This window comes from Pseudomonas sp. YA1 (assembly GCF_058680555.1).
Genome location: NZ_JBZWBG010000006.1, coordinates 247,870 through 272,442 on the forward strand (window position 1 = coordinate 247,870; position 24,573 = coordinate 272,442).

Consider the following 24,573-nt stretch of genomic DNA (forward strand, 5'->3'; position numbering starts at 1 on the left):
TCACTGTTTCCTCGCGGCGAAGTCGATGCGCGGGTCGACCAGGCTGTAGGCCAGGTCGCCGGCCAGCTTCACCAGCAACCCGAGCAGGGTGAAGATGAACAGGCTGCCGAACACCACCGGGTAGTCGCGGCCGAGCGCCGCTTCGTAGCCCATCAGGCCGAGGCCGTCGAGGGAGAACAGCACCTCGATCAGCAGCGACCCGGTGAAGAACACCGAGACCAGCGCCGCCGGCAGCCCGGCCACCACCAGCAACATGGCGTTGCGGAACACGTGGCCGTAGAGCACCCGGCGCTCGCCGAGGCCCTTGGCGCGGGCGGTGGCGACGTACTGCCTGGATATCTCGTCGAGGAAGCTGTTCTTGGTCAGCAGGGTCAGGCTGGCGAAGCCGCCGACCACCAGCGAACCCACCGGCAACGCCAGGTGCCAGAGGTAATCGGCGAAGCGCGCCAGCGCGCCGAGGCGCTCGGCGCCCTCGGAAGCCAGGCCGCGCAGGGGGAACCAGTCCAGGTAGCTGCCGCCGGCGAACAGCACGATCAGGACGATGGCGAAGAGGAAGCCGGGCACCGCATAGCCGACCACCACCAGCGCGCTGCTCCACAGGTCGAAGGCGCTGCCGTGGCGCACCGCCTTGGCCACCCCCAGGGGAATCGACACCAGGTAGGTGATCAGTGTCGCCCACAAGCCCAGGGACAGCGAGACCGGCAGCTTCTCGGCGATCAGGTCGACGACCCGCGCGTCGCGGTAGAAGCTCTCGCCGAAATCCAGCCGGGCGTAGCTCGACAGCATCAGCCAGAGCCGTTGCAGCGGCGGCTTGTCGAAGCCGTACTGGCGCTCCAGGGCGGCCACCAGCTGCGGATCGATGCCGGTCTCGCCGTGGCGCTGCGCTTCCAGAGCGCCATGCCCACCCTCCCCGCCACGCCCCAGCGGGCCACCGCCGTCGACGCCCTGCAGGCGCGCGATGGCCTGATCCACCGGCCCGCCGGGTGCGGCCTGGACGATGGCGAAGTTGATCAGCAGGATGCCCAGCAGGGTCGGCAGGATCAGCGCCAGGCGGCGCAACAGGTAGCCGCCCATGTCACTGCGCCTCCCGGCTCGGCGCGGCCCGCTCGCGGACTTCCCACCAGGTGTTCAGCCCCAGGCTGTAGCGCGGCGCCTGCGGCGGTCGGCCGAAGCGATTCCAGCTGGCGATCCAGACCTCGTCGGAATACCAGGTCGGGATCAGGTAGTAGCCCCATTGCAGCACCCGGTCGAGGGCGCGCACGGCGGTTTCCAGGGCGGCCCGCGAGTCGGCCTCGACCACCGCCTGCACCAGCCGGTCGATGGCCGGGTCCTTCAGGCCGATGCGGTTGTAGCCGCCGGGATCGGCGTAGCTGGAGGAATGCCAGAAGCTGTACTGCTCGTTGCCCGGCGAATTGGACTGGGAGAAACTCGAAACGATCATGTCGTAGTCCCGCGCACGTATGCGCTCGATGTATTGCGAAGCGTCCACCTGGCGCAGGCGCATATCGATGCCGATCCGCGCCAGGTTGCGCTGGAACGGCAGCAGCGCGCGCTCCAGGCCCTTGCCCTGGAGCAGGAGTTCGAAGCGCAGCGGCCGTCCGGCGGTATCCAGCAGGCGTCCGTCGACGGCATGCCAGCCGGCCTCGCCGAGCAGGCGGTAGGCCTGCACCAGGCGCTCATGGATATCGCCGCTGCCGTCGTTCACCGGCGGAGCGTAGGCCTGGCCGAAGACCTCCTCGGGGATCTGCCCGCGCAGCGGCTCCAGCAAGGCCAGCTCGTCGGCGCCGGGCAGGCCGCGAGCGGCCATCTCCGAGTTGTCGAAATAGCTGCGCAGGCGCTTGTAGCGACCGCCGAAGAGCTGTCGGTTGGTCCATTCGAAGTCGAACAGCAGGCTCAGCGCCTGGCGTACCCGGCGGTCCTCGAACAGCGGCCGGCGCAGGTTGAACACCAGGCCCTGGAGGCTGGCCGGGTACGGGTAGGGAAAGCTCTCCTGGCGCAACCGGCCATCGCGCAGGGCCGGCGAGTCGTAGCCGCTGCTCCAGGCCTTGACGCTGGTCTCGACATTGATGTCGGCCTGCCCGGCCTTGAACGCCTGCAAGGCCACGCCGCTGTCGCGGTAGTAGTCGAAACGGATCCGCTCGAAGTTGTACAGGCCACGCCCGACCGGCAGGTCGCGAGCCCACCAGTCGGGGTTGCGCCGGTAGCTCACCGAACGCCCCGCCTCGGCCTTCTCCAGCCGGTAAGGTCCGCTGCCCAGCGGCGGCTGCATGCTGCTGCGGTTGAAGTCGCGTCCCTGCCACCAATGCCTGGGCAGCACGTAGAGCTGGGCCAGCACCAGCGGCAGTTCGCGGTTGCCGGCATGACGGAAGTCGAAGCGGATGCGCAGGCGGTCCTCCACCACCGGCTCGAGGACCTCCTTGTAGTAGGCGCGCCAGAACGGGCTGCCCTGCTCGACCAGGCTATCGAAGGAAAACTTCACGTCCTCGGCGGTGACCGCCACGCCGTCGCTGAAGCGCGCCCGCGGATCGATATGGAAACGCACCCAGCTGTTGTCCGGGGCTTTCTCGATGTAGCGCGCCAGGTAGCCGTATTCGGTGAACGGCTCGTCCAGCGACTGGAAGCCGAGGGTTTCGTAGATCAGCGCGGCCTGGGTCATGCTGATCGGCGTGCCGCGGTTGGCGAAGGGGTTCAGCGTGTCGAAGCTGCCGCTTTCCATCCGCCGCAGGCTGCCGCCCTTGGGCGCCTGCGGGTCGACGAAGTCGAAGTGCTGGAAACCCGGCGGGTATTTCGCCGGCTCGTCGTAGAGCGTGATGGCATGGCGCGGCTCGCTGCGGGCCAGGCTGGCGAGCAGGCAGCAGGCGAAGACCAGGATGCGTCCGGGCATGGCTCAACCACCGAAGTGATAGCTGAAGTCCAGCCACCATTGGCGGCCCATGGCGTCGTAGTTGCCGGTGGGATAGTACGGCCAGCCATCGGAGTCGTCCTCCTTGATCTGGTCGAGCAGGTTGTTCACCGTCAGGCCGACGCTGGCGCGTTCGTTGAGCCGGTAGCGGGCGCTGGCGTTGAACACCGTCCACGGGCTCAGGCGCCCGCTGCCAGCGGCGTTGGTAACGCTGCCGTAGCGCACCGCGAAGAGCGTCGAGGTGAACTGTGCGTAGTCCCAGGTCAGGCTGGCGTTGAGTTTGCTGCGCCAGTCGTGGGAGTCGAGGCTGTCGCGCTGGTTCTCGCTGGGGTAGTCGTCGGACTGCTGGTAATCGTGGGACAACACCAGGGTGTAGCCGAGGGTCGAGGAGAAGGCGCCGTAGTCACCGGCGCCCCAGCGGATGTTGCTGCGCAGGTCGATGCCGCTGGTGCGCTCCTTGGCCGCGTTGATGGCATTGACGTAGACCTTGTTCAGGCGATTCGGATCGACGCTGGCGTCGCCGGCGTTGCGCTCGACCCGCGCCAGGGTGTCGCGGCACTGCGCCGAGTCCGGATCGAGCCCGCCGCTACGGCAGGCCGCCTCGTCGCGCAGCAGTTTGTCCGGGTCGAGGGTGGTCAGCAGGTCGTCGATCTGGATGTGGTAGTAGTCGGCGGAAAAGTCGAACCTGCTCGACGGCGACCAGACGAAGCCGTAGCCCCAGTAGCGCCCGCGCTCGGACTTCAGGTCGGGCGTGCCGCTCTGCACGTAGTCGACCCGGCCGTTCTTGCAAGCGCCGTCGACGCCTTTCTCGCAACCGTAGTAGTCCTTCTGCGCCGGGTAGTAGCCGTTGGCGTCGGCCTGGTAGATGTAGTTCAGGTCCGGCGCGCGGAAGCTGGTGCCGTAGCTGCCGCGGAGCAGCAGGCTGGTCAGCGGGCGCCACTCCAGCCCCAGGTTGTAGGTGGTCTGCTCCTCGGTGCGACCGCTGAACCTGTACTGGTCCCAGCGGCCGGCGGCGGACGCCAGCAGCGTGTCGTGCAGCGGGATGCTGAATTCGCCGCCGGCGGCGTAACGGTCGCGCGAGCCGCCGGAGCTGCTGGCCTTGGAGACGTTGTAGAGGGAGCCGTCGTTGTATTGCGAATCGGGGCGGATCCTGTAGCCCTGCTTGCCCACCTCCAGCACGCCGGCGAAGGCCACCGGGCCGGCCGGCAGGTCGAACAGCTCGCCGTTGCCGGTGAAGCTGTAGGTCTGCGAGTAGGACTCGCTGTGCTGGGTCACGTTGCGCCGCAGGCTGCGCCACTCTTCCTCGCTCAGCGGACGTCCGAGGCGCGCCGGATCGGGATCGTAGACCGGGTAGCCGTCGCGTTCGCCGAGCTTGCGGCCCAGGTACAGGTCGAGGATCCCGGCCGCCGGGGTGTAGCGGGTGGTACGGTCGCTGCGGTACTCGGAGCGGGTCGCGGCCAGTTCGTATTCCCAGGAGGTATTGGCGACGCGGTCGCTGTAGCCGAGGGTGCCGGTCCAGGACACCTCGCGCCACTTGCTGTTGTTGCTGCTCTTGCCGCCGATCTCCTCGGGCGAGAACAGCCGGTACCAGCGCTCCAGGTCGCCGCTGGAGGCATTGATGAAGTCCGGCGAGGTGAAGGACGGCCCGCGGGTGTTGTTCTGCAGGTGGTCGAAGCCGAACAGCAGGTCGGCGAACAGCTTGCCGCTGTCGCTCAGGTGCCAGGTGCCGCCGGCGTAGCCGTCGTAGTTTTCCTTCTTGGTCTGCAGGGTCCAGTAGTTGTTGTAGTACTGGTCGGTCATGCAGCGATAGCCACCCCTGGCGCCCGGCACCGGCGCCACGTTGCCGCCGAACAGGCCGCCGAGGCCGGCGCAGGAGGCGTCGCCGAGGTAGCGTCCGCTCTGCGGGTTCAGCCGGTAGCCGACGTTGTTGCCGTCCGGGTAGCTGTCCATGAAACCGCGCTGGTTGGCCCAGACCGGCTGGCGCTGCTCGACCTGCAGGCCGAACAGGCCTTCGAAGTCGCCCGTCGCACCGCCGCCGACCAGTTGCAGGCGCTGGTTGTCGCCGCCGCCGCGCTCGGTGGTGCCGGCGCGCAGGTTGACGTCGACGCCATCGAATTTCTTCTTCAGGACGATATTGACCACCCCGGCGATGGCATCCGAGCCATAGATCGCCGAGGCGCCGCCGCTGAGGATCTCGATGCGGTCGATCATGACCGCCGGGATGTTCGCCAGGTTGGTGAAGTTCACCGAGCCGCCATAGGCGGTCGGGTAGTCGGCGACGCGCCGGCCGTTGATCAGCACCAGCGTGTGGTTGGGGCCGAGATCGCGCAGGTTGAGGGCGTTGGCCGCCGGCTGCCAGGTGTTGCCGTAGTCCTCGCCCTGGGTCATGCCGGTGTTCTGGGTCTGCGTCTGCAAGGCCTCGAAGACGTTGCGGTAGCCGCGGTTCTGGATTTCCTCGCTGCTGATCACCGTGACCGGCGACGGTCCTTCCTGCTGGGCGCGGGGAATCCGCGAGCCGGTCACCACCACCCGCTCCAGGGTCTGCTCCGCGTTCGCCGCCAGCGGCTGCACCTTCGCCGCCGGTACGGCCGCGCGCAGCGGCGCGGCGGAAATCACCGCGCCGCGCTCGGAACGGCGGAACTGCAGGCCGCTACCGCGCAGGGCCTGTTCCAGGGCCTGGTCGACACTCAGCGGACCGCGCACCGCCGGCGCCTGCCGGCCGCGCACCAACGCCTGCTCGAAGGAGATCAGCAAGCCGCTCTGCCGCGAGATGCCTAGCAGCACCTGGTCCAGCGGGCCGGCGGCGACGTCGAAGGTGAGCGCCTTGGCGGCGAGCGCGGGCGTCTCCGCACGAGCCTCCGGCGGCGCGGCGTAGGCCGCCGCGAGCAGCGCGGCCAGGGCCAGGCTGGAAGGCAGGCGTGTGGATGGAGCATGGTGCGGCATCGTTCGGTTCCCCCCGAAAACATGGTTTCCAGGGGATGAGCGATGAGCGCGGGAGATTTGCAGGGCCAGCTTGGAACGCTTTGTTCTGAGCTTATAAACGCAGGCGAACAGGCGTATCGGCGGATAACGCCTCCGGCGTTATTCGCCCTACCCGACAATCTTCCCCAGCTCCGCTACCGGCCTTGCCCCGCGTAGGGCGAATAGCCGCTTGCGGCTATCCGCCGGTCCGAACACGGCGTTATCCGCCCTGCCGCCCTCGGGTCAGTACGTCAGCGCCCCGCACCAGTGCGCGCTCTTCAGTTCCTCGTAGAGCGCGCCGATCTTCAGCGAGCACTGCCGCGACGGCGGGTAGATCAGCGACACCGGGCACAGCGGCGGTTCGAAGGGCTGGAGGATGCGTACCAGTCGACGCCGGCGGATCGCCTCCTCGGCCATGAAGCCCATCACCTGGACGATGCCCTGGCCGACCAGCGCCGCGTCGACCAGCGCGTCGGCCACGTCCAGCACCAGGTCGCCGCGCACCGCCAGGCTCAGCGGCTGGCCGTCGCGCTGGAACTGCCATTCCAGCAGCTTGCCGGTGTGCAGGTCGCGCACCGTCGGGCAGTTATGCCCGGCGAGTTGCTCCAGGCGCTCCGGCGTGCCGTGACTGCGCAGGTATTCCGGCGACGCCACCGTGACCCAACGCAACGCCGCCAACGGCCGGGCGATCAGGCGCACGTCGCCGACCCGGCCGAGACGCACGGCGGCGTCGAAGCCTTCCTCGGTGAGGTCGACCAGGCGATCGGTCATCGCCGCCTCGATCTGCAACTGAGGGTAGCGCCGGGTCAGTTCGCGCAGCGCCGGCATGATCACGATCCGCCCGAGCGCCTGCGGGGTGGTGATCTTCAGCGGGCCGCTCGGCGCGCACTGGCGGTCCACCAGCAACTTCTCGACTTCCTCCAGCTCCGCCAGCAAGGGTGCGCAGCGCTCGTAGAACAGCTGGCCGTCCGGGGTCAGGCTGACGCTGCGGGTGGTGCGGTGCAGCAGACGCACGCCGAGTTCGGCTTCCAGCCGGCCGATGGCGCGCGACAGGCCGGACTGGGTCAGACCGAGGGAAACGGCGGCCTGGGTGAAGCTACGGGTCTCGGCCACGCGGGCGAGCAACTTGACGGCATTCAGGTCCATGGCGATCTCATCGATGATTATTTTCATCAGTGAAAGGACGGAGAGGCTATTTATCACGATTCCAGCATGAGAAACACTGGCCGCGCCCAACCCAGACCAGGAGTCCCGCCGTGACGGACCGTGCCGCCCCTTCCAACTGGATGCTCGCCCTGCTCGCCTGCGCGCAGTTGATCATCGCCCTCGACGCCACCATCGTGTTCGTCGCCCTGCCGGAAATCAGCCGGGCGCTGGATTTCTCGGCGCAACGCCTGCAATGGGTGGTGAGCGCCTATACGGTGGCCTTCGGCGGCTTCCTCCTGCTCGGCGGGCGCGCCACCGACCTGCTCGGCCGGCGCCGCATGTACGTCCTCGGACAAAGCCTGTACGCCCTCGCCTCCCTCGCGGGCGGCCTGGCCCAGAGCGAGTTGCCGTTGATCCTCGCCCGCGCCGTGCAGGGCCTGGGTGGCGCGCTGCTGTTCCCGGCGACCCTGGCGCTGATCGGCAATCACTTCGCCGAGGGCCCGGCGCGCAATCGTGCCCTGGCGATCTGGAGCATCGCCTCGGCGTTCGGCCTGGCCCTCGGTTCGGCGCTCGGCGGCGCGCTCACCGAGCTGTTCGGCTGGGCCTCGATCTTCCTGGTCAACGTGCCGCTGGCCGGCGCCGCGGCGCTGCTCGCCCTGCGCCTGATCCCGGCCGACGCCCGGCGCCAGCGCGGCCGGCGCTTCGACCTGGCCGGCGCGCTGACGGTCACCGCCGGCGCCACCCTGCTGGTCTTCGCCCTGGTCCAGGGCCCCGAGTCGGGCTGGGATGCGCCCTCGGTACGTTTCGGACTTTACCTTTCCGTCCCGCTGCTGCTGGCGTTCCTCGCCATCGAACACTACAGCCGCGACCCGCTGATGCCGCTGCGCCTGCTGGGCAACCGCAACCTGCAGGTGGCGATGCTGCTGACCGCGATCTTCATGAGCAGCTACGGCGTGCAGTACTACTTCCTGGCCATCTACTTCCAGTCGGTGTACGGCTACAGCGTGTTGCAGACCGGCCTGGCGTTCCTCCCGGCAACTCTGCTCTGCACCCTCGGCATCCGCGTCGCCGAGCGCCTGCTGGCCCGCCACGGGGCACGCGCGACGCTGGTCGCCGGCCTGCTGCTGGGCGCGCTCGGGCTCAGCCTGCTGGCAGCGTGCCTACCGCTGGGGCGCGGCTTCCTGGCGCTGCTGCCGGCCATCGTGATCCTCAGCGTCGGCCAGGGCATGACCTGGACCGCCATGTGGGTCAGCGCCGCCAGCGGCGTCGATCCCGCCGAACAGGGCGTCGCCTCGGGGATGGCCTCGATGACCCAGCAGATCGGCGGCGCGCTCGGCCTGGCCCTGCTGGTGGCGCTGGCCAACACCCAGGTGCGCGGCGCCGATGCCGCCAGCCTGCTGGCCAGCCAGGCGCGCGGCATCGAATGGGTGACCGCGCTCAGCGCCCTGCTCGCCCTGTTCGGCGCCGCCCTGGCCCTGCGCCTGCGCCGCGAGGAGCCCGCGGCGTTGCAGCCGAGTCGCGGCTGATCCCGCTCAGGCGTCGCCCAGCTCGGCGCCGAGCTCCAGCGCCAGGGCCTGGAAGGCCAGGCGCGCGGCACCGGGGTGGCTGCCCTGGCGCCAGAACAGCGCTACCTGGCGGGTCGGCAGCGCCGGCCGCAGCGCCACGCAGCGCAACCCGGCCTGCTGGCGCGCCACCGCCTCCGGCAGGATGCTGGCCAGCCGTCCGCGGCGAACCACGTCGACGATGGCGCTGATCGAGTTCGCCTCCAGCGCCACCCGCGCCGTCACCCCTTGCTGGCGCAGGTAAGCGTCGATGTGCCGGCGCGTGGCGAAGTCGTCGCGCAACAACGCCAACGGCAACTCCGCCAGCGCTGCGGCGGCCAGCGGCGCGTCCGCCGCCGGGTGTTCCGCCCCCAGCACCAGGCCCAGGCGCTCCAGGTAGAGCGGCTGGCTGTCGATCTCCACTGAACCCGGCTCGCTGAAGGCCACGCCAAGGTCCAGGCGATCGTCGATCAGCGCCGCCTCCAGGGCGTCCTGGGGCAACTCCTCGAGGCTCAACTCGATGCCCGGATAGCGCTGATTGAACGGATCCACCAGGGCGCCCACCAGATAGCAGGTGAAGGTCGGCGTCATGCCCAGGCGCAGGCGGCCGCGACTGAGGTCGCGCACCTCGTGGATCGCCCGCTGCGCCGCTTCCAGCTCGCGCAAGGCACGCCGCGCATGAAGCAGGTACAGCTCGCCGGCATCGGTGGGACGCACGCTCCTGCCGGAGCGGTCGAGCAATTGCACGCGCAGTTGCTCTTCCAGTTGCCGCACCTGCTGCGACAGGGTCGGTTGCGAAACGTGCAGCGCCTCGGCGGCGCGGGTGAAGTTGCGATGCTCGACGACAGCGAGCAGGTAGCGCAGGTGGCGAAGCAGCATGGAAACATCCAACTATAGGCCAGACCAATGATTGGAATAATAAACCGGTCTTGGACCCTATGGCTCAATCCGCGCATCCTGGCCCCACCATTCGACGGCCAGGAGCCCAGCGCCATGCGTGACATCATCGACGGCTTTCTCCGCTTCCAGCGCGACGCCTACCCGGCGCGCTCGCAACTGTTCAAGTCCCTGGCCACCCGGCAAGCCCCCAAGGCGCTGTTCATCGCCTGCTCGGACAGCCGGGTGGTCCCCGAGCTGCTGACCCAGCGCGAGCCCGGCGAACTCTTCGTGATCCGTAATGCCGGCAACATCGTCCCCGGCTACGGGCCGCAGCCCGGCGGGGTCAGCGCCTCGGTGGAATACGCGGTGGCGGTGCTCGGGGTCGGCGACATCGTGGTCTGCGGCCACTCGGACTGCGGCGCGATGGGCGCCATCGCGTCCTGCGCCTGTCTCGACCAGTTGCCGGCGGTGGCCGGCTGGTTGCACCACGCCGAGGCCGCACGGGCGATGAACAGCGCCCACGAACACGCCTCCGAGGCGGCGCGGCTGGACGCCCTGGTGCGGCACAACGTGATCGCCCAACTGGCCAACCTGCGCACCCACCCCTGCGTCGCCCGCGCCCTGGAACAGGGTCGGCTGAACCTGCACGGCTGGGTCTACGACATCGAAAGCGGCCGCATCGACGCCCTCGACGGCGCCAGCCGGCGCTTCGTCTCCCTCGCCGAGCATCCCGAAGTGCGCGCGGTAGGCGGCGCACCCGGGCAGGCGGTCGCCTGAATCCCTTCCCTCACAACCACCCGCAAGGAGAGTCATCCCATGCAACACAGCCAAGTGTCCCCCAACGCGCGCCAGCAACTGGCCGAGACCGTGGTCCTGAACAAGGCCCGCCTGGGCCTGTCCTGGCAGGATCTGGCCGACGGCACCGGTCTCGCCCTGACCTTCGTCACCGCCGCCCTGCTCGGCCAGCATGCCCTGCCAGAGGCGGCGGCGCGCAAGGTCGCCGCCCAACTCGGCCTGGACGACGACGCGGTGCTCCTGCTGCAAAGCATCCCGCTGCGCGGCAGCATTCCCGGCGGCATTCCCAGCGACCCGACCATCTATCGCTTCTACGAGATGCTGCAAGTCTACGGCAGCACCCTGAAGGCGCTGGTCCACGAACAGTTCGGCGACGGCATCATCAGCGCGATCAACTTCAAGCTGGACATCAAGAAGGTCGAGGACCCGGAAGGCGGCTCGCGGGCGGTGATCACCCTCGACGGCAAGTACCTGCCGACCAAGCCGTTCTGAAGCGTCGCGCCGCCCGGCTCGCCGCCGGGCGCGCGCCTCAGCGGCTGGCGATGCTGACCCAGTAGGGCCCGTGGTAGTCGAGCCGGATCGGCAGGCTCTGCTCCAGCAATGCCAGCGCCACGCCGCTGTCGTCCAGCGGGTAGATGCCACTGACGCGCAGCGCCGCCGCGTCGTCGGCGACGCTGATGATGCCGCGGCGATAGGCGCGCAACGCTTCCAGCACCTCCCCCAGCGGGCGGTCGCGGACCTCCAGCCGGCCATCCAGCCAGGCGCTCTCGCCGCCTTCGGCAGGACCTCGGGCGAGAATCGCCGAGGCGTCGAAACGCGCGCTCTGGCCGCGATCCAGCAGGCATTGCCGTCCGTCGGCCGTGGTGATCCGCACCCGCGACTCGAGCACCACCACTCGCGAGCTGGCGCCGTCATCGCTGACCTGGAAGCGGGTTCCCTGCGCCTCGACCTGGCCGCGCCCGGTGTCGACGACGAACGGCCGCGCCGGATCCCGTGCCACGTCAACCAGCAGGCGCCCCTCGCGTAAGCGCAGGCGACGCCGGTAGCCATCGAATTCGGGGCGTACCCGGCTGCGCGCGTCCAGCACCAGTTGGCTGCCATCCTCCAGGCGGAAACTCTGGCGTTGTCCGGTGCCGGTATACAGGTCGCCGGGCCAGGGGAAGCCGACGATGCCGATCCGCCCCAGCGCCAGCGTCGCCACGCCGAACGCCGCCAGGGCGAGGCTGCGCTGGAGAAACCGGCGACGGGCGGACGGCGCCTCGAGCGCGCCGATCAATTGCTCGGCGCGCAAGCCGTGCAAGGGCTCGTCGCGAAACGACTGCAAGCCCAGGCTGAGCCGGTCGAACACCGCACCGTGCTCGGCGTCGGCCTGGCGCCACTGCTGGAACGCCAGGCGCTCCTCGGCGCCGGCATGGCCGGATTGCAGCAGCGCCATCCACTGCGCCGCTTCGTCGAGGATGCGTTCGCGCCTTCCCTGGCTCATTCGGCAAGCACCTGGTAGCACTGCTTGAAGCCCTCGACCATGTACTGGTGGATGCGGCTGACGGAAACCTCCAGCAAGCCGGCGATCTCCACGTAGGTCAGTCCGCCGATCTGGCTATGGATGAAGGCGGCGCGGGCCTTCGGCGACAGCCCGGCGAGCATGCGCTCCAGGCGCAGCAGGGTTTCCACCACCTGGGCCTGCTCCTCGGCGGACGGCGCGAGGGCCTCCGGAAGCCCGGCCAGGCTTTCCAGGTAGGCGCGTTCCAGGTCCTGGCGCCGCCAGCCGTCGTACATCAACCGGCGGGCGATGGTGGTGAGCAGCGCGCGCGGCTCGCGGATGCTTGCCGGGTCCGGCAGGGCGAGGACCTTGAGGAAGGTTTCCGAGGCGATGTCCTCGGCGCTGTGGGGGCAGCCGAGGTAGCGCCGCAGGCGCCCGCTCAGCCAGGAATAGTCGTTCTGGAACATCAGGCCGACGAGGCGATTGCGTGTCTGATCCATGCCCATTCCGCACTCTCGTGCTACGGGCCTGCGCCACCGGGCGTCGGGGTGGCAGGCGAAACCTTGATCGGCGGGAGGCGGCGCCGACGTCGGATTGCACGTGTCCCTCCCGCAAACAGCGATGGCAGGCCGCCGGGCCTGCGCGGAAGGCAATATGCCGCAGAAGCCCGAACGCAAAAAAGAATATTAATTAAGGTGTACTTAACTTTTTGGCATTAGAAGATCGCCATCCCGCGACGACTGTCGTCATTCCTTACGAAATGGCAACGCCGCGATCCGCGGAAAGCGGCATACTCGTCAGCTTGTTTCGCCGCGTCGACAACGCCCGTACCAATGTCCGCCTCGCTCCCCAACGACATCCCGCCTGACGAAGCCCTGCCCCTGGTCCTGGCCGGCCCCCTGCTGCGCCGCGCAGAGCCCGAGCGCCTGGTGTTCTGGCTGGCCACGTCATGCCCGACGGCCATCGAGCTGGTCCTCGCCAGCGAAGGCGAGGCAGAGCGTCGGATCCGCCTCGCGGAAGGAACCCACTCGGCCATCCGCATCGGCACCCATGCCTGGCTGCATCTGCTGGATGTCGCGCTCGACCCGCCGTTGCCCTGCGCCCGCCTGGTCGACTACGACCTGCGCCTGGCCGCCGACGGCCGGGAGCCCGCGGGAATCGCCGAATGGGCGCCGCATCTGCTCTACCCCGGTCGCCAGCGCGCCAGCCTGGTGCTCAAGCCACGTCTCGACCAGTTGCTCCACGGCTCCTGCCGCAAGCCGCATCACCCGGCGGCCGATGGCCTGCTGCAGGTCGACCGGCTGCTGGAGGAAAACCTGCTGCAGGCCGAAAGCCGCCCGGCGTTGCTGATGATGAGCGGCGACCAGGTCTACGCCGACGACGTCGCCGGGCCGATGCTGGTGGCCATCCATGGGCTGATCCGCCGCCTCGGCCTGTACGGCGAACACCTGGAAGGCGCGCTGGTGGACGACAGCGAGGCGCTCTACGCACACCCGGCCACCTACTACCGGCGCGAGGACCTGCTGCCCGCCTTCAAGTCCAACGAAGCCCTGCGCGAGCGCTTCTTCGGCGGGGTGAAGAAGCCGATCTTCACCTCGGCCAACGCCCACAACCATCTGGTCGGCCTGGCCGAGGTGCTGGCGATGTACCTGCTGGTCTGGTCGCCGGCGCCCTGGCGCCTGGTCAGGCTGGAACCGCCGCCGGGGCTGGATGCGCGGCACGCGCAGCGCTTCGCCGACGAGCGCCGGCACATCGAAGCCTTCCGCGATGGCCTGCCCGGCGTGGCGCGGGCACTGGCGCATATCTCGTCGCTGATGATCTTCGACGACCACGACATCACCGACGACTGGAACCTTTCCGCGCGCTGGGAGCTGACCGCCTACGGCCATCCGTTCTCCCGGCGGATCATCGGCAACGCCCTGCTCGCCTACCTGCTCTGCCAGGGCTGGGGCAACGACCCGCAGCATTGCGGCGAATGGCTGGCGCCGGTCGCGGCCCTGATGGAGGGTGCCGCGGCAGACGGCCGGCTGCCCTGCGCCGAGCAGGACCGCCTGCTCGATGCCCTGCTCGACTTCCAGCACTGGCACTACCGGTTGCCTGGCAGCCCGACCCTGATCGTCCTCGACACGCGCACCCGCCGCTGGCGCAGCGAGCGCAACCTGGGCCGGCCCTCCGGGCTGATGGACTGGGAGGCGCTGAGTGAACTCCAGCAGGACCTGCTCGGCGAAAAGGCGGCGATCATCGTGTCGCCGGCGCCGATGTTCGGGGTCAAGCTGATCGAGGGCGTGCAGAAGCTCTTCAGCTGGATCGGCCAGCCGCTGCTGGTCGATGCGGAAAACTGGATGGCCCATCGCGGCGCGGCCTCGGTGATGATGAACATCTTCCGCCACTCGCGCACGCCGGGTAACTACCTGATCCTTTCCGGCGACGTGCATTACTCCTTCGTCTACGACATCCGGATTCGCCACCGCGAGCGCGGGCCCCGGCTCTGGCAGATCACCAGCAGCGGGATCAAGAACGAATTCCCGCGACGCCTGCTGGACTGGTTCGACCGCCTCAACCGCTGGCTCTATGCGCCCTGGTCGCCGCTGAACTGGCTGACCCAGCGGCGCAGCCTGGAAATCCGCCCGCGCGTTCCGCAGCACAGCCAGGCCGGCGAGCGCCTGTGGAACAGCGCCGGGATCGGCCAGGTATTCATTGGCGAGGACGGCCGTCCGCGCGCGGTGTTGCAGGTCAATGCCGATGGCTCGCCGGCGACCGCCTTCGAGCGACATCGCGACGTCGAAGACGAACGAGCGGACCAGTCGCCGGTCGCGCCGGGTCGCTGAGACGCCAGAACAAGGGGGACGGGCGGACGCCGCGCCGCGTCATCCGCCCGCCCGGTTTCAGAACGGCCGCTCCTGCACGTCCAGGGTCGCCGCCAGCGCTTGCCAGAGCACCTCGGCGAAGACCCGCTGGGCGTCGCCGGACAGGTACGCCTGCATGGCAGCTTCATCGCTCCACTCGCTGTGCAACAGCCACAGGTCGGCGTCCCCGTCCGCCTGGCGCAGTTCGTAGCGCAGGCAACCGGGCGCGGCCTGGCCCGCCTGCGCCAGCTCTTGCAGGCGCAGGCCGAGGCGGTGCGACTGGCCGCTGCGGGCGCGAATGCTGACCAGGTGACTGGCCCGATTGAACGCTGGCATGCTCTCTGCCTCCTCGACATGGATTCGCCGCTGCGCAAGCGGCACCAGGAGTGGAAGGGCCGGCGGCGCCGAGACGCCGGCCGGCCGCTGTGGGGTGTAAGGGTGACGCATGTGCCCTGCCTCCGATTACCAGTTGCCGGGATGGGTCCGCGCCAGCGTGCCGCCCGCGGCGGGGCCGGCAGGCGAACGGGAAGGCGTGTCGGGGACCAGAGCGCCGTCGCGCGACCGCGAACGGGAGGCGCCCGGCGCGCGCTCCGGCGGCACGCCGCCCGATGACAGTCTGGCCTGTTGATTTGACATAGGTGTGTCCCCCTGCAGGTATTTCCCATCGGCATGACGGAGATTCCGCCATGCCAGCCAGATTAGGGGGACGGCGCGGGGAATCGGTAGACGGATACTGTCGGGTTCTTGCCTGAAACTGCCGCGTTCCGGTTTTTTCTCATCCGCTTGCGCCCGGTGAAACGAGCTGGCTTGCCTGTTCCTGGCGAATGCTTGCCTGATCCTGCCATCGCGCAGCGCGATGGATGCCTGTCGCCGCGACGCGCGCTAGTCTTGGGAAGGTTTCCCCCGCGAGTCCCCGCATGAGCGAAAACACCCCGCTTCTTTCCGTCGATCTCCCCGCCGAATTGCGCCAGCGCCAGAGCGAACTGGCGCAGTCGCTGCTCAGGCATTGCCCCCGCGACGGTATCTACGGCACCGCCGTCGAACCCCTCGCCCTGATCCGCGCCGACGGCCCCACCCTGCCGGCGCGCGGCATGCACAAACCTGCCCTGTGCATCATCGCCCAGGGCCGCAAGGAGGTGCAGTTGGCCGAGGAACGCTATATCTACGATCCGTTGCACTACCTGGTGGTCTCGGTCACCCTGCCGCTGGCCGGCCAGGTGATCGACGCCTCGCCGGACGCGCCCTACCTCTGCGTCCGGCTGGATATCGACCCGGCGGAAATCACCCAGTTGATCTCCGACGCCGGGCCCATGGAAGTGGCCAGCCGGCGCGGCGACCGCGGCCTCTACGTCGACCGTATCGACGCCAGCCTGCTGGATGCGGTGCTGCGCCTGATCCATCTGCTGGACAGCCCGCGCGACATCCCGATGCTGGCGCCGCTGATCCTCCGCGAGATTTTCTACCGGCTGCTGCGCAGCGGCCAGGGCCAGCGCCTGCACGAGATCGCCATCGCCGACAGCCAGGCCCACCGCATCACCCGCGCCATCGACTGGATCAACCAGAACTACGGGAAGCCGCTGCGCATCGAGCAACTGGCCCAGGTGGTCAACCTCAGCCCCTCGACCCTGCACCACCGCTTCAAGGCCGTGACCGCGATGAGCCCGTTGCAGTACCAGAAGCAGTTGCGCTTGCAGGAAGCACGCCGGCTGATCTTCAGCGAGGGCCTGGAAGTGGCCGCCGCCGGCTACCGGGTCGGCTACGAAAGCCCGTCGCAGTTCAGCCGCGAGTACAGCCGGCTGTTCGGCGCCCCGCCGCTGCGCGACCTGGCGCGGGCGCGCAACACCGCCTAGGGGAACGCGGCAGCGGCCGCGACGGTCAATCGGGAAGCGGCGGGATACCTTCGTCGCCCCGACCGACCTTGCGCAACCGTACCCGCCATGACCCGAGCCCTGCCCCTGCTCCTGCTTGCCCTGTCCCTTCCCGCCGCGGCGACGGACAGCGAGTCGTTCGCCCGCCGCTACCTGGCCTATGCCCATGCCGTCGGCCAGCACAGCGAACGACTTTGGCCCGGCTGGCGGATGGCCGACAAGGCCTTCCTCTACAGCGATGGCCGCAGTACCTGGGTCGCCGATGCCGAAGGCCGCGCGCAGCGCACCACGGCGGCGGGCGACAGCGACCCGGATCTCGACCTGAGCTATGCCTTTCCGCGTTACCGGGGCCGTCCGGCGGTGCTGCTGCAGATCAGCGCCGCGCACCTGCGGAGCAATACCGGCAATAGCGAGACGCTGGCCGCCATCGGCCCGCACGAAGCCTTCCATCGCTACGCCCAGGAAGACTGGCCGGGCCTGCGCAAGCCCGGTGGCTATCGCGGCGACCTGGCCACGCTCGACCCGCGCCCGCGGGAATACCGCTATGCCCTGTTCCAGTCGCTGCTCCAGGCCCTGCGCACGCCCGGGCAGCGCGACAGCTACCTGAGCGACGCCCAGGGCTGGCTGCGCCGCTGGCGCGAAGCTGCTCCCGAGGAAAGCCGGCTGGCGGCGCAGGTCGATCTCAGCGAAGGCACCGCGCGCTACATCGAGATGGCCGCCGCCGCGCGCTACCGCACCGATTTCGCCGAGGATCCGCAACGCTATCGGCAGGCGCTGCGGGAGTACGCGCTGGCCTTCTACGATGCCAACGAGATCGGCGTCGGCGTCGACAGCGAAGCCTACGAGATCGGCGCGCTGGCCGGAGTGCTGCTGGACCTGCGCGACGACGACGCGGACTGGAAGGAGGCCGCGATAGCCGGCACCTGGCCGCTGGACTACCTGCTGCGCGACCAGCCTCCGGCCTGGAGCGAACTTCCCGACGACGCGCGGGCGCGCGGCGAGCGCTACCGGCGTGAGATGGGCGCCACCCGCCAGCGCCTGGTCGAGTTGCAGGAGGCCTTCGCCGACCCACGGCGACCGCTGCTGGTGATCCCGCAACCGCGCCGCACCATCGGCTTCACCACGGCGGCCAGCAAGGTGCGCGGGGGCTTTTACGTTCTTGCCGACGGGCCGTTCCGCCAGGCCTACCTCGGCGCGCGCTGGAATGTCGGCGAGCTGACCCTGGACGGCGTCGACTACCTGGAGGGCGACGCCGAGGCGTACTGCCCGGGCTACGGCCGTTCGGCACTGATTCCATTGCGCGGAGGCGCTTGGCGCGAGGGCACGCTGGCGCCGGAAGAACCCGGCCTGCGCGGCCGCCTGGCGACTGCTCGCAGCCTCGTCGACGGGCGGACCCTTTATTGCGCAGCGGAGAATGCTCCTTGAGGACCGACAACGGCGCTACAATGCCCGCTCGCCGCCGCAACCCCGCCGAGGGCTCGCCATGAAGTTCCTGCTGATCGGGCTGATCCGCTTCTACCAGTACGCAATCAGCCCGCTGATCGGTCCCCGCTGCCGCTTCTACCCCAGTTGCTCGCACTACACCCTGGAAGCCATCCGCGTACATGGCGCGCTGCGAGGCGGCTACCTCGGCGCGCGCCGGCTGCTGCGCTGCCACCCCTGGCACCCGGGCGGCTACGACCCGGTTCCGGAGCGCCAGGAACAGGCGTGCGCCTGCCACAGAACGGCGAAGCCCGGCGAATGAAGCCGGCGAAAAGATCGCAACGGCGACATCCCGCACATAACCGGACCCGCCGGTCGACATGCGGAATTGATAAAACCTATCATTCAGGGTCCATCTCCCCGGCTATCGCCCGGCGCCCCCTTGCGCCCGACTACGCCGGGGAGTTCCGCTCAAACGTTTCATCCTGAGGCTCCGATGCCCCGTCATCCCTTCTCCCCTTCCTTCCTCGCCGCCAGCGTCTTCTGCGCCGCCACCCCGGCCCTCGCCGCGCTGCAACCGATCGCCGAGGCGCCGCTGGCCGGCGAAACCGAGTTCCGCTGCCAGTTCAACGCCGACAACAGCACCGATTGCGTGAGCACCTACAGCTTCACCATCCTCAAGCCGAGCGGCCGCGAGATGCTCTCGCGCATCGATCGCAGCTACGCGGAGACCGATAGCCTGATCGTGGAGAAGGCCGAGCTGACCCAGCCCGGCGGCAAGCCGGTGCCGCTGGACCAGTCGCAGATCGATACGCGCACCGCGCCGAACCCGGACCAGGGCTTCCTGCGCGAACGCCAGACCTCCCTGGCGTTCCCCAACCTGCGCGTCGGCACCCGCATCAGCTACACCCTGCGCGAGCACTTCACCGCCAAGCCGCTGAGCACCCAGTTCCACTACATCCTCAGCCGCCCGCCGATGCCGGTGCGCGACGACCGCTTCGTCGCCGAGTTCAAGGCCGAGCGGCCGATCTTCGTGCGCAGCGAGCTGATGGACGCCTATCGCATCGAACAGAGCGCCGACAAGAAGACCCTCAAGGTCAGCCTGAAAAAGCCGCAATACACCAACTACATCAACGAAGCCGGCAACGCCTACCTGCGCCATACCCCGCGCCTGGAGCTGGGCAGTTCGCTGGACCTGCAGGACAACTTCGGCCCGTTCGCCGCGCGCTACAACGAGATCCTCGCCGCGGAGCTGCCCAAGGGCGCCGCGGCGGCCGTCGCCGCGGTGAAGGGCAAGCCGGCCCGCGAGCAGGTCGCCGGCCTGATGCAGTACATCAACGACACCTACCGCTACCTGGGCGACTGGCGCGCCAGCGAGCGCGGCTACGTGCCCTTCTCCCTGGCGGAGATCGAGCGCAATGGCTACGGCGACTGCAAGGACCTGGCGATCCTCCTCGCCGCCATGCTCAAGGCCGCCGGGATCAAGGCCGAACCGACCCTGGTCAGCCGCGGCGACGTGGTCTGGGACCTGCTGGTGCCCGGCATGTACGCGCCGAACCATGCCATCGTCCGCGCCGAGGTGGACGGCAAGACCTGGTGGCTGGACCCGACCAACCCGGTGTTCGCTCCCGGCCGCACCATGCCCGACATCCAGCAGCGCTGGGCGCTGGTGCTGGGCGCCGACGGCAAGGTGCGGCGCGACGAGATTCCCCTGGAAGCGCCCGGCGACACCCTGCGCGTGACCCGCAGCGAGCATTACACCCATGACGGCGAAGCCCGGGTCGAGTCGCGCGTGGAGCTTTCCAATGCGCCGCTGATGCAGCTCAGCGTCGCCGATCGCCAACGCGGCCGCACCAGCACCGACCAGGACCTGTGCCGCAACTTCGCCAAGGAAGGCAGCGACTGCGTGCTGGAGCGCGACGACAGCCAGTTCGTGCTGCCGCCCAGCTATACGATCAGTGCCAGGCTTACCGACCGCCGCGCCCTCGACCGGCTCGGCGGAGAGTATTTCTACAACCGCCAGGACCTGGCCAGCCAGTGGGACGCGTTCGCCAAGTACCGCAGCGAAGGCCAGTTGGCCGAGCTGTACCTGGGCGAACCGCAGATCACCTCCTACGACATCAGCCTGTCCGGCGGCAAGACCGACGAGCCGGCGCACAGTTGCGAGATCCGCAGCCCCTGGTTCGACATCGACCTGCAGGCCGAACCGGCCAAGGACGGCGGCTACCACTATCGCTACCGGGAAGTGCAGAAGACCAGTTGGCTCAACCACGACGAGATCAACAGCGCCGAGTTCGGCAAGCTGATCGAGCAGAGCCGCGGTTGCGTCGAGCAACTGCGCCTGGTGGTCAAGCTGGACAAGCGTCCCTGAGCGACGCGCGCCCGCTCCGGCGGGCGCGTCCAGCCGCACAGCGGGCGATTCTTCTACTCGCCCGCGCAGCCCTCCAGGCCGAGCGCCTGCTCATAGAAACGCGCCATGCGCTCCGGGTCGGCGACGTACGCCAGCATTCCGCTGGCGAGCCTGTCGCCTACACCTGCCAATCGAGCCGCAGCCCGGATTCGAACATACGCCTCTCCCCGCTCAGCGGGTCGTCGAAGCGCAGCCCCCTGGCCAGCAGCTTGAGCGGCCGCCGGTAATCGTCGGGGCTGTCCTCGGCGTCCAGCAGCTCGGGATAGAACCCGTCGTTCTGGATACCCGCGCCGAGTGCCGCGAGGTGCACGCGCAGCTGGTGCTTCTTGCCGGTCACCGGATACAGCCGGTAGCGCCACCAGCGGCCGTTGCGCTCGGCGACCTCGATGCGCGTCTCGCTGTTCGGCTCGCCCTCGCCTTCGCGCATGCGGAAGAACGGCTCGCCGGGCACCAGGCGGGTCCTGCGCAGCAACGGGAAGTCCAGTCGCGGCAAGGCCGGAGCGATCGCTTCGTAGTACTTGTCGATACGCCGCTCGCGGAACAGCGCCTGGTAGCGCCCGCGGCTGCCGGGATTGGTCGAGAACAGCACCAGCCCGGCGGTATGCCGGTCGATCCGATGCAGCGGCACCAGGTCGCGATTGCCGGTGCTGCGGGCCAGCCGCGCCAGGAGCGTCTGCTCGACATAGCCGCCGGCCGGCATCACCGGCAGGAAGTGCGGCTTGTCCGCCACCAGCAGATGCTCGTCGCGGTACAGGATGCGCGCCTCGAAAGGGATCGGCGCCTCCGCCGGCAACTCGCGGAAGTAGTGCACACGCAGGCCTTCGCGATACGCCGCCTGCGGGCCCAGCGCACGCCCCTCGGCGTCCAGCACCCGGCCCCGCTGCATGCGCGCCAGCCAGGTGTCGCGGTCGATGGCCGGGAAACGCGCGCAGAGACAATCGAGCACGGTGCTCCAGGGGCCGGCCGGCAGATGCAGGGTGCTGGCGCGGAGACTGGCGTCGGGCAAGGAAGGAGACGACATGCGGCAACTCGGGAAGGACGGGCGAACATTAGGCCGCAGCGCGGCGCACAGGTCAAAGCGCGCCGGAGCGAAACGAAGAAACCGCCCGAGGGCGGTTTCTTCCGTGATCCAGGGATCGAATCAGGCGGCGCTCGCCTTGCGCTCCTCCGCCAGGCAGGCGGCGGCGGTGAACAGCACGTCGGTCGAGGAGTTCAGCGCCGTCTCCGCGGAGTCCTGGAGAATCGCGATGATGAAGCCTACCGCTACCACCTGCATCGCCACCTCGCTGGGAATCCCGAACAGGCTGCAGGCCAGCGGGATCAACAGCAGCGAGCCGCCGGCCACGCCGGATGCGCCGCAGGCGCAGACCGACGCCACCACGCTGAGCAGGATCGCGGTCGGTACGTCCACGGCGATGCCCAGGGTATGCACCGCTGCCAGGGTCAGCACGGTGATGGTGATCGCTGCGCCGGCCATGTTGATGGTCGCGCCCAGCGGGATCGATACCGAATAGGTGTCTTCGTGCAGGCCCAGGCGCTCGCAGAGCTGCAGGTTGACCGGGATATTGGCTGCCGAGCTGCGGGTGAAGAACGCGGTCATGCCGCTTTCGCGCAGGCAGGTCAGCACCAGCGGATAGGGATTGCGGCGGATCTTCAGGAACACGATCAGCGGGTTGACCACGAAGGCCACGAACAGCATGCAGCCGAGCAGCACCACCAGCAGGTGGGCGTAGCCTTTCAGGGCCTCGACGCCGGACTCGGCGAAGGTCGAGGCGACCAGGCCGAAGATGCCCAGCGGGGCGAAGCGGATCACCACCTTGACGATCAGCGAGACGCCGTTGGACAGCTCGGAGAGCAGGTTGCGGGTGGTATCGCTGGCGTGGCGGAAGGCGATGCCGAGGCCGATGGCCCAGGCCAGGATGCCGATGAAGTTGGCCGAGATCAGGGCGTTGACCGGGTTGTCCACCACGCTCAGCAGCAGGGACTGGAGCACCTCGGCGATGCCGCCCGGAGGCGACATCTCGCCCGGATGGCTGGCCAGCACCAGGCTCGAGGGGAAGGCGAAGCTGGCGATCACCGCCACCACCGCGGCGCTGAAGGTGCCGACCAGGTACAGCAGCAGGATCGGCCGGATATGGGTCTGCTGGCCTTGCCTGTGGTTGGCGATGGATGCCATCACCAGGACGAACACCAGTACCGGCGCGACGGCCTTCAGCGCGGAAACGAAGACCTTGCCGATGAAGCCGACCTTGAGCGCGGCGGCCGGGAAGAAGCTGGCGAGCAGCAGGCCGGCGATCAGGCCGACGATGATCTGGCCCACCAGGCTGGTACGCGTCAGCAGATGAAGCAGGGGACGTTCAGGGTATGTCATGCAGATTTCTACTCTTATAGGTGTGTCGAAGGCCGGCCCAGGCAGCTTCCATGCCGAACGACCCTGTGCCGTTCCGCCCCCGCGAAGGGATGGTTCGAGCGAGCCGGGTAGTCTAGGGAAGGACGCGCAGCACCACAGGAAACACCGACCAGCGGATACCGGGCTCCCCCGCCACGGCCATCGAACCGGATCGGGACGGCGTGGATTCTAGCCGTGTCTGCGCTTTTTGGGGGCGTCCAATTCTGTCTGGATTCGGACATGTCGTCGCAGGTGCATTGCCAGCCGGGAGGCCGGAAACCCCTGTGAAAAGGAGGGAAAACGCGGAATTCGCTGTCTGCAGATAGCCAAAGCCCGCCGTGAGGCGGGCTTCAGATGGGGGGCTAGTCCGTTAGCCATGGGTCCATGATTGACCCGTCACCGTGAAAATTTCGTGAAGATTACCAAACTTTTTCCTTCACTTTTTCGCTGAATCCATTCACCGCTCGCCTCACTGGGTCGGGCTCAGTTCGCTCTCCTGGAAGCGCGGCGGCGGACGGCTGAAGCTGCGGGTCAGGTAGAACAGGTAGCCGAAGCCCAGCCCGGCCCAGATCAGCCCCATCACCAGCGAGGTGCTTTCCAGGTTGAGCCAGAGCACCGCGACGATGGCCGCGCCGAGCAGCGGCAGGACCAGGTAGTGGAAATGCTCCTTGAGGCTGCGGTTGCGCCCGCCGCGCACATAGAAATGCACGATCACCGAGAGATTGACGAAGGTGAAGGCCACCAGGGCGCCGAAATTGATCAGCGCGGTCGCCGTCACCAGGTCGAAGGAGATCGCCGAAAGCGCCACCATGCCCACGATCAGCACGTTGATCGACGGCGTGCGCCATTTCGGATGGACGAAGCCGAAGATCCGCTCCGGCAGCACGTTGTCCCGCCCCATCACGTACAGCAGGCGCGACACGCTGGCCTGGGAGGCCAGGCCAGACGCCAGGGTATTGATGAAGGTGGCGCAGAGGAAGATCGACTGGAACAGCTTACCGCCGACGTACAGGGCGATTTCCGGCAACGCCGCGTCGGGTTCCTTGAAGCGTACGTTGGTCGGGAAATAGGACTGCAGGAAATACGACACGGTGATGAAGATCACCCCGCCGTACAGCGCGGTGAGGAAGATCGCCCGCGGGATCACCTTGGCGGCGTCGCGGGTTTCCTCGGACAGCGTGGTCACCGCGTCGAAACCGAGGAAGGAAAAGCAGAGGATCGTCGCCCCCGCCACCATCGCCGAGAGATGCGCGTGCTCGGAGAAGAACGGCTGGGTACTGAGCACCGCGGCGGTCCCCTCCCCGTTGTTCAGGCCATGGATCACCAGGCCGATGAAGACCACGATGATCGCCAGCTGGACCAGCACGAAGACGGTGTTGAAATTGGCGACCAGGTTCACGCTCTTGATGTTGATGAGGGTCATGATCAGCACGAACATCACCACCCAGACCCATGGCGCGACCTCGGGGAACAGTGCGGTCAGGTAGATCTTCGCCAGCAGCGCGTTGATCATCGGCAGGAACAGGTAGTCCAGCAGCGACGACCAGCCGACCATGAAGCCGACATGGGGATTGATCGCCCGTTGCGCGTAGGTATAGGCCGAGCCTGCGGTGGGGAACTGGCGGACCAGTTTGCCGTAGCTGATCGCGGTGAACAGCACGCCGGCGAGGGCCAGCAGGTAGGCGGTGGGCACGTGTCCCTGGGAAATCCCGGAAACGATGCCGAAGGTGTCGAAGACGGTCATCGGGGTCAGGTAGGCCAACCCGATCATGACGATCTGCCACAGCTTGAGGGACTTGCGAAGCTGGGTTCGTTCTGCGGTGGGGGGAGGATTCGACATGGGTATGCTTGCCTCGATTTCTTCTTTTTCTAATGCACAGCAAAGGAAGGCGGACGGGCGGAAACCGCAGGCTTGCCGCCGTCTACCTTCAGCA

At 68.4% G+C, this 24,573-nt stretch carries 19 protein-coding genes; 8 read left to right on the forward strand and 11 right to left on the reverse strand.

Annotated features, from left to right (window positions below):
- The 4 genes from AC4OR5_RS10655 to AC4OR5_RS10670 form a co-directional block, all read right to left on the reverse strand.
- Nucleotides 1–1,074, reverse strand: a complete 1,074-nt coding sequence (locus AC4OR5_RS10655; protein ID WP_058160398.1) for a microcin C ABC transporter permease YejB — start codon at nucleotides 1,072–1,074, stop codon at nucleotides 1–3.
- Between the two features lies 1 nt (nucleotide 1,075).
- The gene (locus AC4OR5_RS10660) at nucleotides 1,076–2,884 is read right to left on the reverse strand and encodes an extracellular solute-binding protein (RefSeq protein WP_015503012.1); all 1,809 of its coding nucleotides are present in this window, start codon (nucleotides 2,882–2,884) and stop codon (nucleotides 1,076–1,078) included.
- 3 nt (nucleotides 2,885–2,887) lie between these two features.
- Nucleotides 2,888–5,845: a TonB-dependent receptor gene (locus AC4OR5_RS10665; protein ID WP_058160397.1), complete on the reverse strand. Its 2,958-nt coding sequence runs from the start codon at nucleotides 5,843–5,845 to the stop codon at nucleotides 2,888–2,890.
- 261 nt (nucleotides 5,846–6,106) lie between these two features.
- Complete coding sequence (locus AC4OR5_RS10670) at nucleotides 6,107–7,009, reverse strand: LysR family transcriptional regulator (protein WP_023094081.1); 903 nt, start codon at nucleotides 7,007–7,009, stop codon at nucleotides 6,107–6,109.
- Between the two features lie 140 nt (nucleotides 7,010–7,149).
- Between AC4OR5_RS10670 and AC4OR5_RS10675 the strand changes: the two genes are divergently transcribed.
- Nucleotides 7,150–8,535 (forward strand): MFS transporter, encoded by a 1,386-nt coding sequence (locus AC4OR5_RS10675; protein WP_058160470.1) that lies wholly within the window; start codon nucleotides 7,150–7,152, stop codon nucleotides 8,533–8,535.
- A 6-nt stretch (nucleotides 8,536–8,541) separates the two neighbouring features.
- Here AC4OR5_RS10675 and cynR read toward each other — a convergent pair whose 3' ends face one another.
- A complete protein-coding gene (cynR, locus tag AC4OR5_RS10680; protein WP_023084319.1) occupies nucleotides 8,542–9,429 on the reverse strand; it encodes a transcriptional regulator CynR in 888 nt (295 codons plus the stop codon).
- 114 nt (nucleotides 9,430–9,543) lie between these two features.
- Between cynR and cynT the strand changes: the two genes are divergently transcribed.
- Both cynT and cynS read left to right on the forward strand, forming a co-directional pair.
- The gene (gene cynT / locus AC4OR5_RS10685; RefSeq protein ID WP_003111901.1) at nucleotides 9,544–10,206 is read left to right on the forward strand and encodes a carbonic anhydrase CynT; all 663 of its coding nucleotides are present in this window, start codon (nucleotides 9,544–9,546) and stop codon (nucleotides 10,204–10,206) included.
- Nucleotides 10,207–10,245: 39 nt separating this feature from the next.
- On the forward strand, nucleotides 10,246–10,716 hold the full coding sequence (gene cynS, locus AC4OR5_RS10690) for a cyanase (protein WP_003088707.1): 471 nt from the start codon (nucleotides 10,246–10,248) through the stop codon (nucleotides 10,714–10,716).
- A 37-nt stretch (nucleotides 10,717–10,753) separates the two neighbouring features.
- Here cynS and AC4OR5_RS10695 read toward each other — a convergent pair whose 3' ends face one another.
- Nucleotides 10,754–11,707: a FecR family protein gene (locus AC4OR5_RS10695; RefSeq protein ID WP_058160394.1), complete on the reverse strand. Its 954-nt coding sequence runs from the start codon at nucleotides 11,705–11,707 to the stop codon at nucleotides 10,754–10,756.
- The gene (locus tag AC4OR5_RS10700) at nucleotides 11,704–12,210 is read right to left on the reverse strand and encodes a sigma-70 family RNA polymerase sigma factor (protein WP_003088700.1); all 507 of its coding nucleotides are present in this window, start codon (nucleotides 12,208–12,210) and stop codon (nucleotides 11,704–11,706) included. Before AC4OR5_RS10700 ends, AC4OR5_RS10695 begins: the two co-directional genes overlap by 4 nt.
- 327 nt (nucleotides 12,211–12,537) lie before the next feature.
- Here AC4OR5_RS10700 and AC4OR5_RS10705 point away from each other — a divergent pair, with 327 nt between their 5' ends.
- On the forward strand, nucleotides 12,538–14,532 hold the full coding sequence (locus AC4OR5_RS10705) for an alkaline phosphatase D family protein (protein ID WP_058160393.1): 1,995 nt from the start codon (nucleotides 12,538–12,540) through the stop codon (nucleotides 14,530–14,532).
- 57 nt (nucleotides 14,533–14,589) lie between these two features.
- On the opposite strand, the gene AC4OR5_RS10710 is transcribed toward AC4OR5_RS10705, so the two are convergent.
- Entirely contained in the window at nucleotides 14,590–14,886 is a 297-nt protein-coding gene (locus AC4OR5_RS10710) for an antibiotic biosynthesis monooxygenase family protein (protein WP_003088696.1), read from the reverse strand.
- Between the two features lie 581 nt (nucleotides 14,887–15,467).
- Here AC4OR5_RS10710 and cmrA point away from each other — a divergent pair.
- The 4 genes from cmrA to AC4OR5_RS10730 all read left to right on the forward strand — a co-directional run bounded on the left by cmrA (nucleotide 15,468) and on the right by AC4OR5_RS10730 (nucleotide 20,211).
- Nucleotides 15,468–16,400, forward strand: coding sequence for an AraC family transcriptional regulator CmrA (cmrA, locus tag AC4OR5_RS10715; protein WP_003088694.1), 933 nt, complete (start codon nucleotides 15,468–15,470; stop codon nucleotides 16,398–16,400).
- Nucleotides 16,401–16,487: 87 nt separating this feature from the next.
- A complete protein-coding gene (locus AC4OR5_RS10720) occupies nucleotides 16,488–17,843 on the forward strand; it encodes a hypothetical protein (RefSeq protein ID WP_015503020.1) in 1,356 nt (451 codons plus the stop codon).
- A 58-nt stretch (nucleotides 17,844–17,901) separates the two neighbouring features.
- A complete protein-coding gene (gene yidD, locus AC4OR5_RS10725) occupies nucleotides 17,902–18,162 on the forward strand; it encodes a membrane protein insertion efficiency factor YidD (protein ID WP_003088692.1) in 261 nt (86 codons plus the stop codon).
- A 174-nt stretch (nucleotides 18,163–18,336) separates the two neighbouring features.
- Nucleotides 18,337–20,211 (forward strand): DUF3857 domain-containing transglutaminase family protein, encoded by a 1,875-nt coding sequence (locus AC4OR5_RS10730; protein ID WP_003088690.1) that lies wholly within the window; start codon nucleotides 18,337–18,339, stop codon nucleotides 20,209–20,211.
- A 157-nt stretch (nucleotides 20,212–20,368) separates the two neighbouring features.
- Here AC4OR5_RS10730 and AC4OR5_RS10735 read toward each other — a convergent pair whose 3' ends face one another.
- The 3 genes from AC4OR5_RS10735 to AC4OR5_RS10745 all read right to left on the reverse strand — a co-directional run bounded on the left by AC4OR5_RS10735 (nucleotide 20,369) and on the right by AC4OR5_RS10745 (nucleotide 24,479).
- Entirely contained in the window at nucleotides 20,369–21,271 is a 903-nt protein-coding gene (locus tag AC4OR5_RS10735) for an RluA family pseudouridine synthase (protein WP_014603788.1), read from the reverse strand.
- Nucleotides 21,272–21,391: 120 nt separating this feature from the next.
- On the reverse strand, nucleotides 21,392–22,621 hold the full coding sequence (gene sstT, locus AC4OR5_RS10740; RefSeq protein WP_003088680.1) for a serine/threonine transporter SstT: 1,230 nt from the start codon (nucleotides 22,619–22,621) through the stop codon (nucleotides 21,392–21,394).
- 487 nt (nucleotides 22,622–23,108) lie between these two features.
- Nucleotides 23,109–24,479, reverse strand: coding sequence for an APC family permease (locus tag AC4OR5_RS10745; RefSeq protein WP_058160391.1), 1,371 nt, complete (start codon nucleotides 24,477–24,479; stop codon nucleotides 23,109–23,111).
- Nucleotides 24,480–24,573 lie beyond the last annotated feature (94 nt).

Excerpts from the sequence above, each read along its gene's own strand:
- AC4OR5_RS10730 (WP_003088690.1), top strand. The coding sequence starts at position 18,337 with ATGCCCCGTCATCCCTTCTCCCCTTCCTTCCTCGCCGCCAGCGTCTTC.
- sstT (WP_003088680.1), bottom strand. The coding sequence starts at position 22,621 with ATGACATACCCTGAACGTCCCCTGCTTCATCTGCTGACGCGTACCAGC.
- AC4OR5_RS10735 (WP_014603788.1), bottom strand. The coding sequence starts at position 21,271 with ATGTCGTCTCCTTCCTTGCCCGACGCCAGTCTCCGCGCCAGCACCCTG.
- AC4OR5_RS10655 (WP_058160398.1), bottom strand. The coding sequence starts at position 1,074 with ATGGGCGGCTACCTGTTGCGCCGCCTGGCGCTGATCCTGCCGACCCTG.
- AC4OR5_RS10660 (WP_015503012.1), bottom strand. The coding sequence starts at position 2,884 with ATGCCCGGACGCATCCTGGTCTTCGCCTGCTGCCTGCTCGCCAGCCTG.
- AC4OR5_RS10695 (WP_058160394.1), bottom strand. The coding sequence starts at position 11,707 with ATGAGCCAGGGAAGGCGCGAACGCATCCTCGACGAAGCGGCGCAGTGG.
- AC4OR5_RS10720 (WP_015503020.1), top strand. The coding sequence starts at position 16,488 with ATGACCCGAGCCCTGCCCCTGCTCCTGCTTGCCCTGTCCCTTCCCGCC.
- AC4OR5_RS10745 (WP_058160391.1), bottom strand. The coding sequence starts at position 24,479 with ATGTCGAATCCTCCCCCCACCGCAGAACGAACCCAGCTTCGCAAGTCC.
- AC4OR5_RS10710 (WP_003088696.1), bottom strand. The coding sequence starts at position 14,886 with ATGCCAGCGTTCAATCGGGCCAGTCACCTGGTCAGCATTCGCGCCCGC.
- AC4OR5_RS10665 (WP_058160397.1), bottom strand. The coding sequence starts at position 5,845 with ATGCCGCACCATGCTCCATCCACACGCCTGCCTTCCAGCCTGGCCCTG.
- cynR (WP_023084319.1), bottom strand. The coding sequence starts at position 9,429 with ATGCTGCTTCGCCACCTGCGCTACCTGCTCGCTGTCGTCGAGCATCGC.
- AC4OR5_RS10705 (WP_058160393.1), top strand. The coding sequence starts at position 12,538 with ATGTCCGCCTCGCTCCCCAACGACATCCCGCCTGACGAAGCCCTGCCC.
- AC4OR5_RS10700 (WP_003088700.1), bottom strand. The coding sequence starts at position 12,210 with ATGGGCATGGATCAGACACGCAATCGCCTCGTCGGCCTGATGTTCCAG.
- yidD (WP_003088692.1), top strand. The coding sequence starts at position 17,902 with ATGAAGTTCCTGCTGATCGGGCTGATCCGCTTCTACCAGTACGCAATC.
- cynT (WP_003111901.1), top strand. The coding sequence starts at position 9,544 with ATGCGTGACATCATCGACGGCTTTCTCCGCTTCCAGCGCGACGCCTAC.
- cmrA (WP_003088694.1), top strand. The coding sequence starts at position 15,468 with ATGAGCGAAAACACCCCGCTTCTTTCCGTCGATCTCCCCGCCGAATTG.
- AC4OR5_RS10670 (WP_023094081.1), bottom strand. The coding sequence starts at position 7,009 with ATGGACCTGAATGCCGTCAAGTTGCTCGCCCGCGTGGCCGAGACCCGT.
- AC4OR5_RS10675 (WP_058160470.1), top strand. The coding sequence starts at position 7,150 with ATGCTCGCCCTGCTCGCCTGCGCGCAGTTGATCATCGCCCTCGACGCC.
- cynS (WP_003088707.1), top strand. The coding sequence starts at position 10,246 with ATGCAACACAGCCAAGTGTCCCCCAACGCGCGCCAGCAACTGGCCGAG.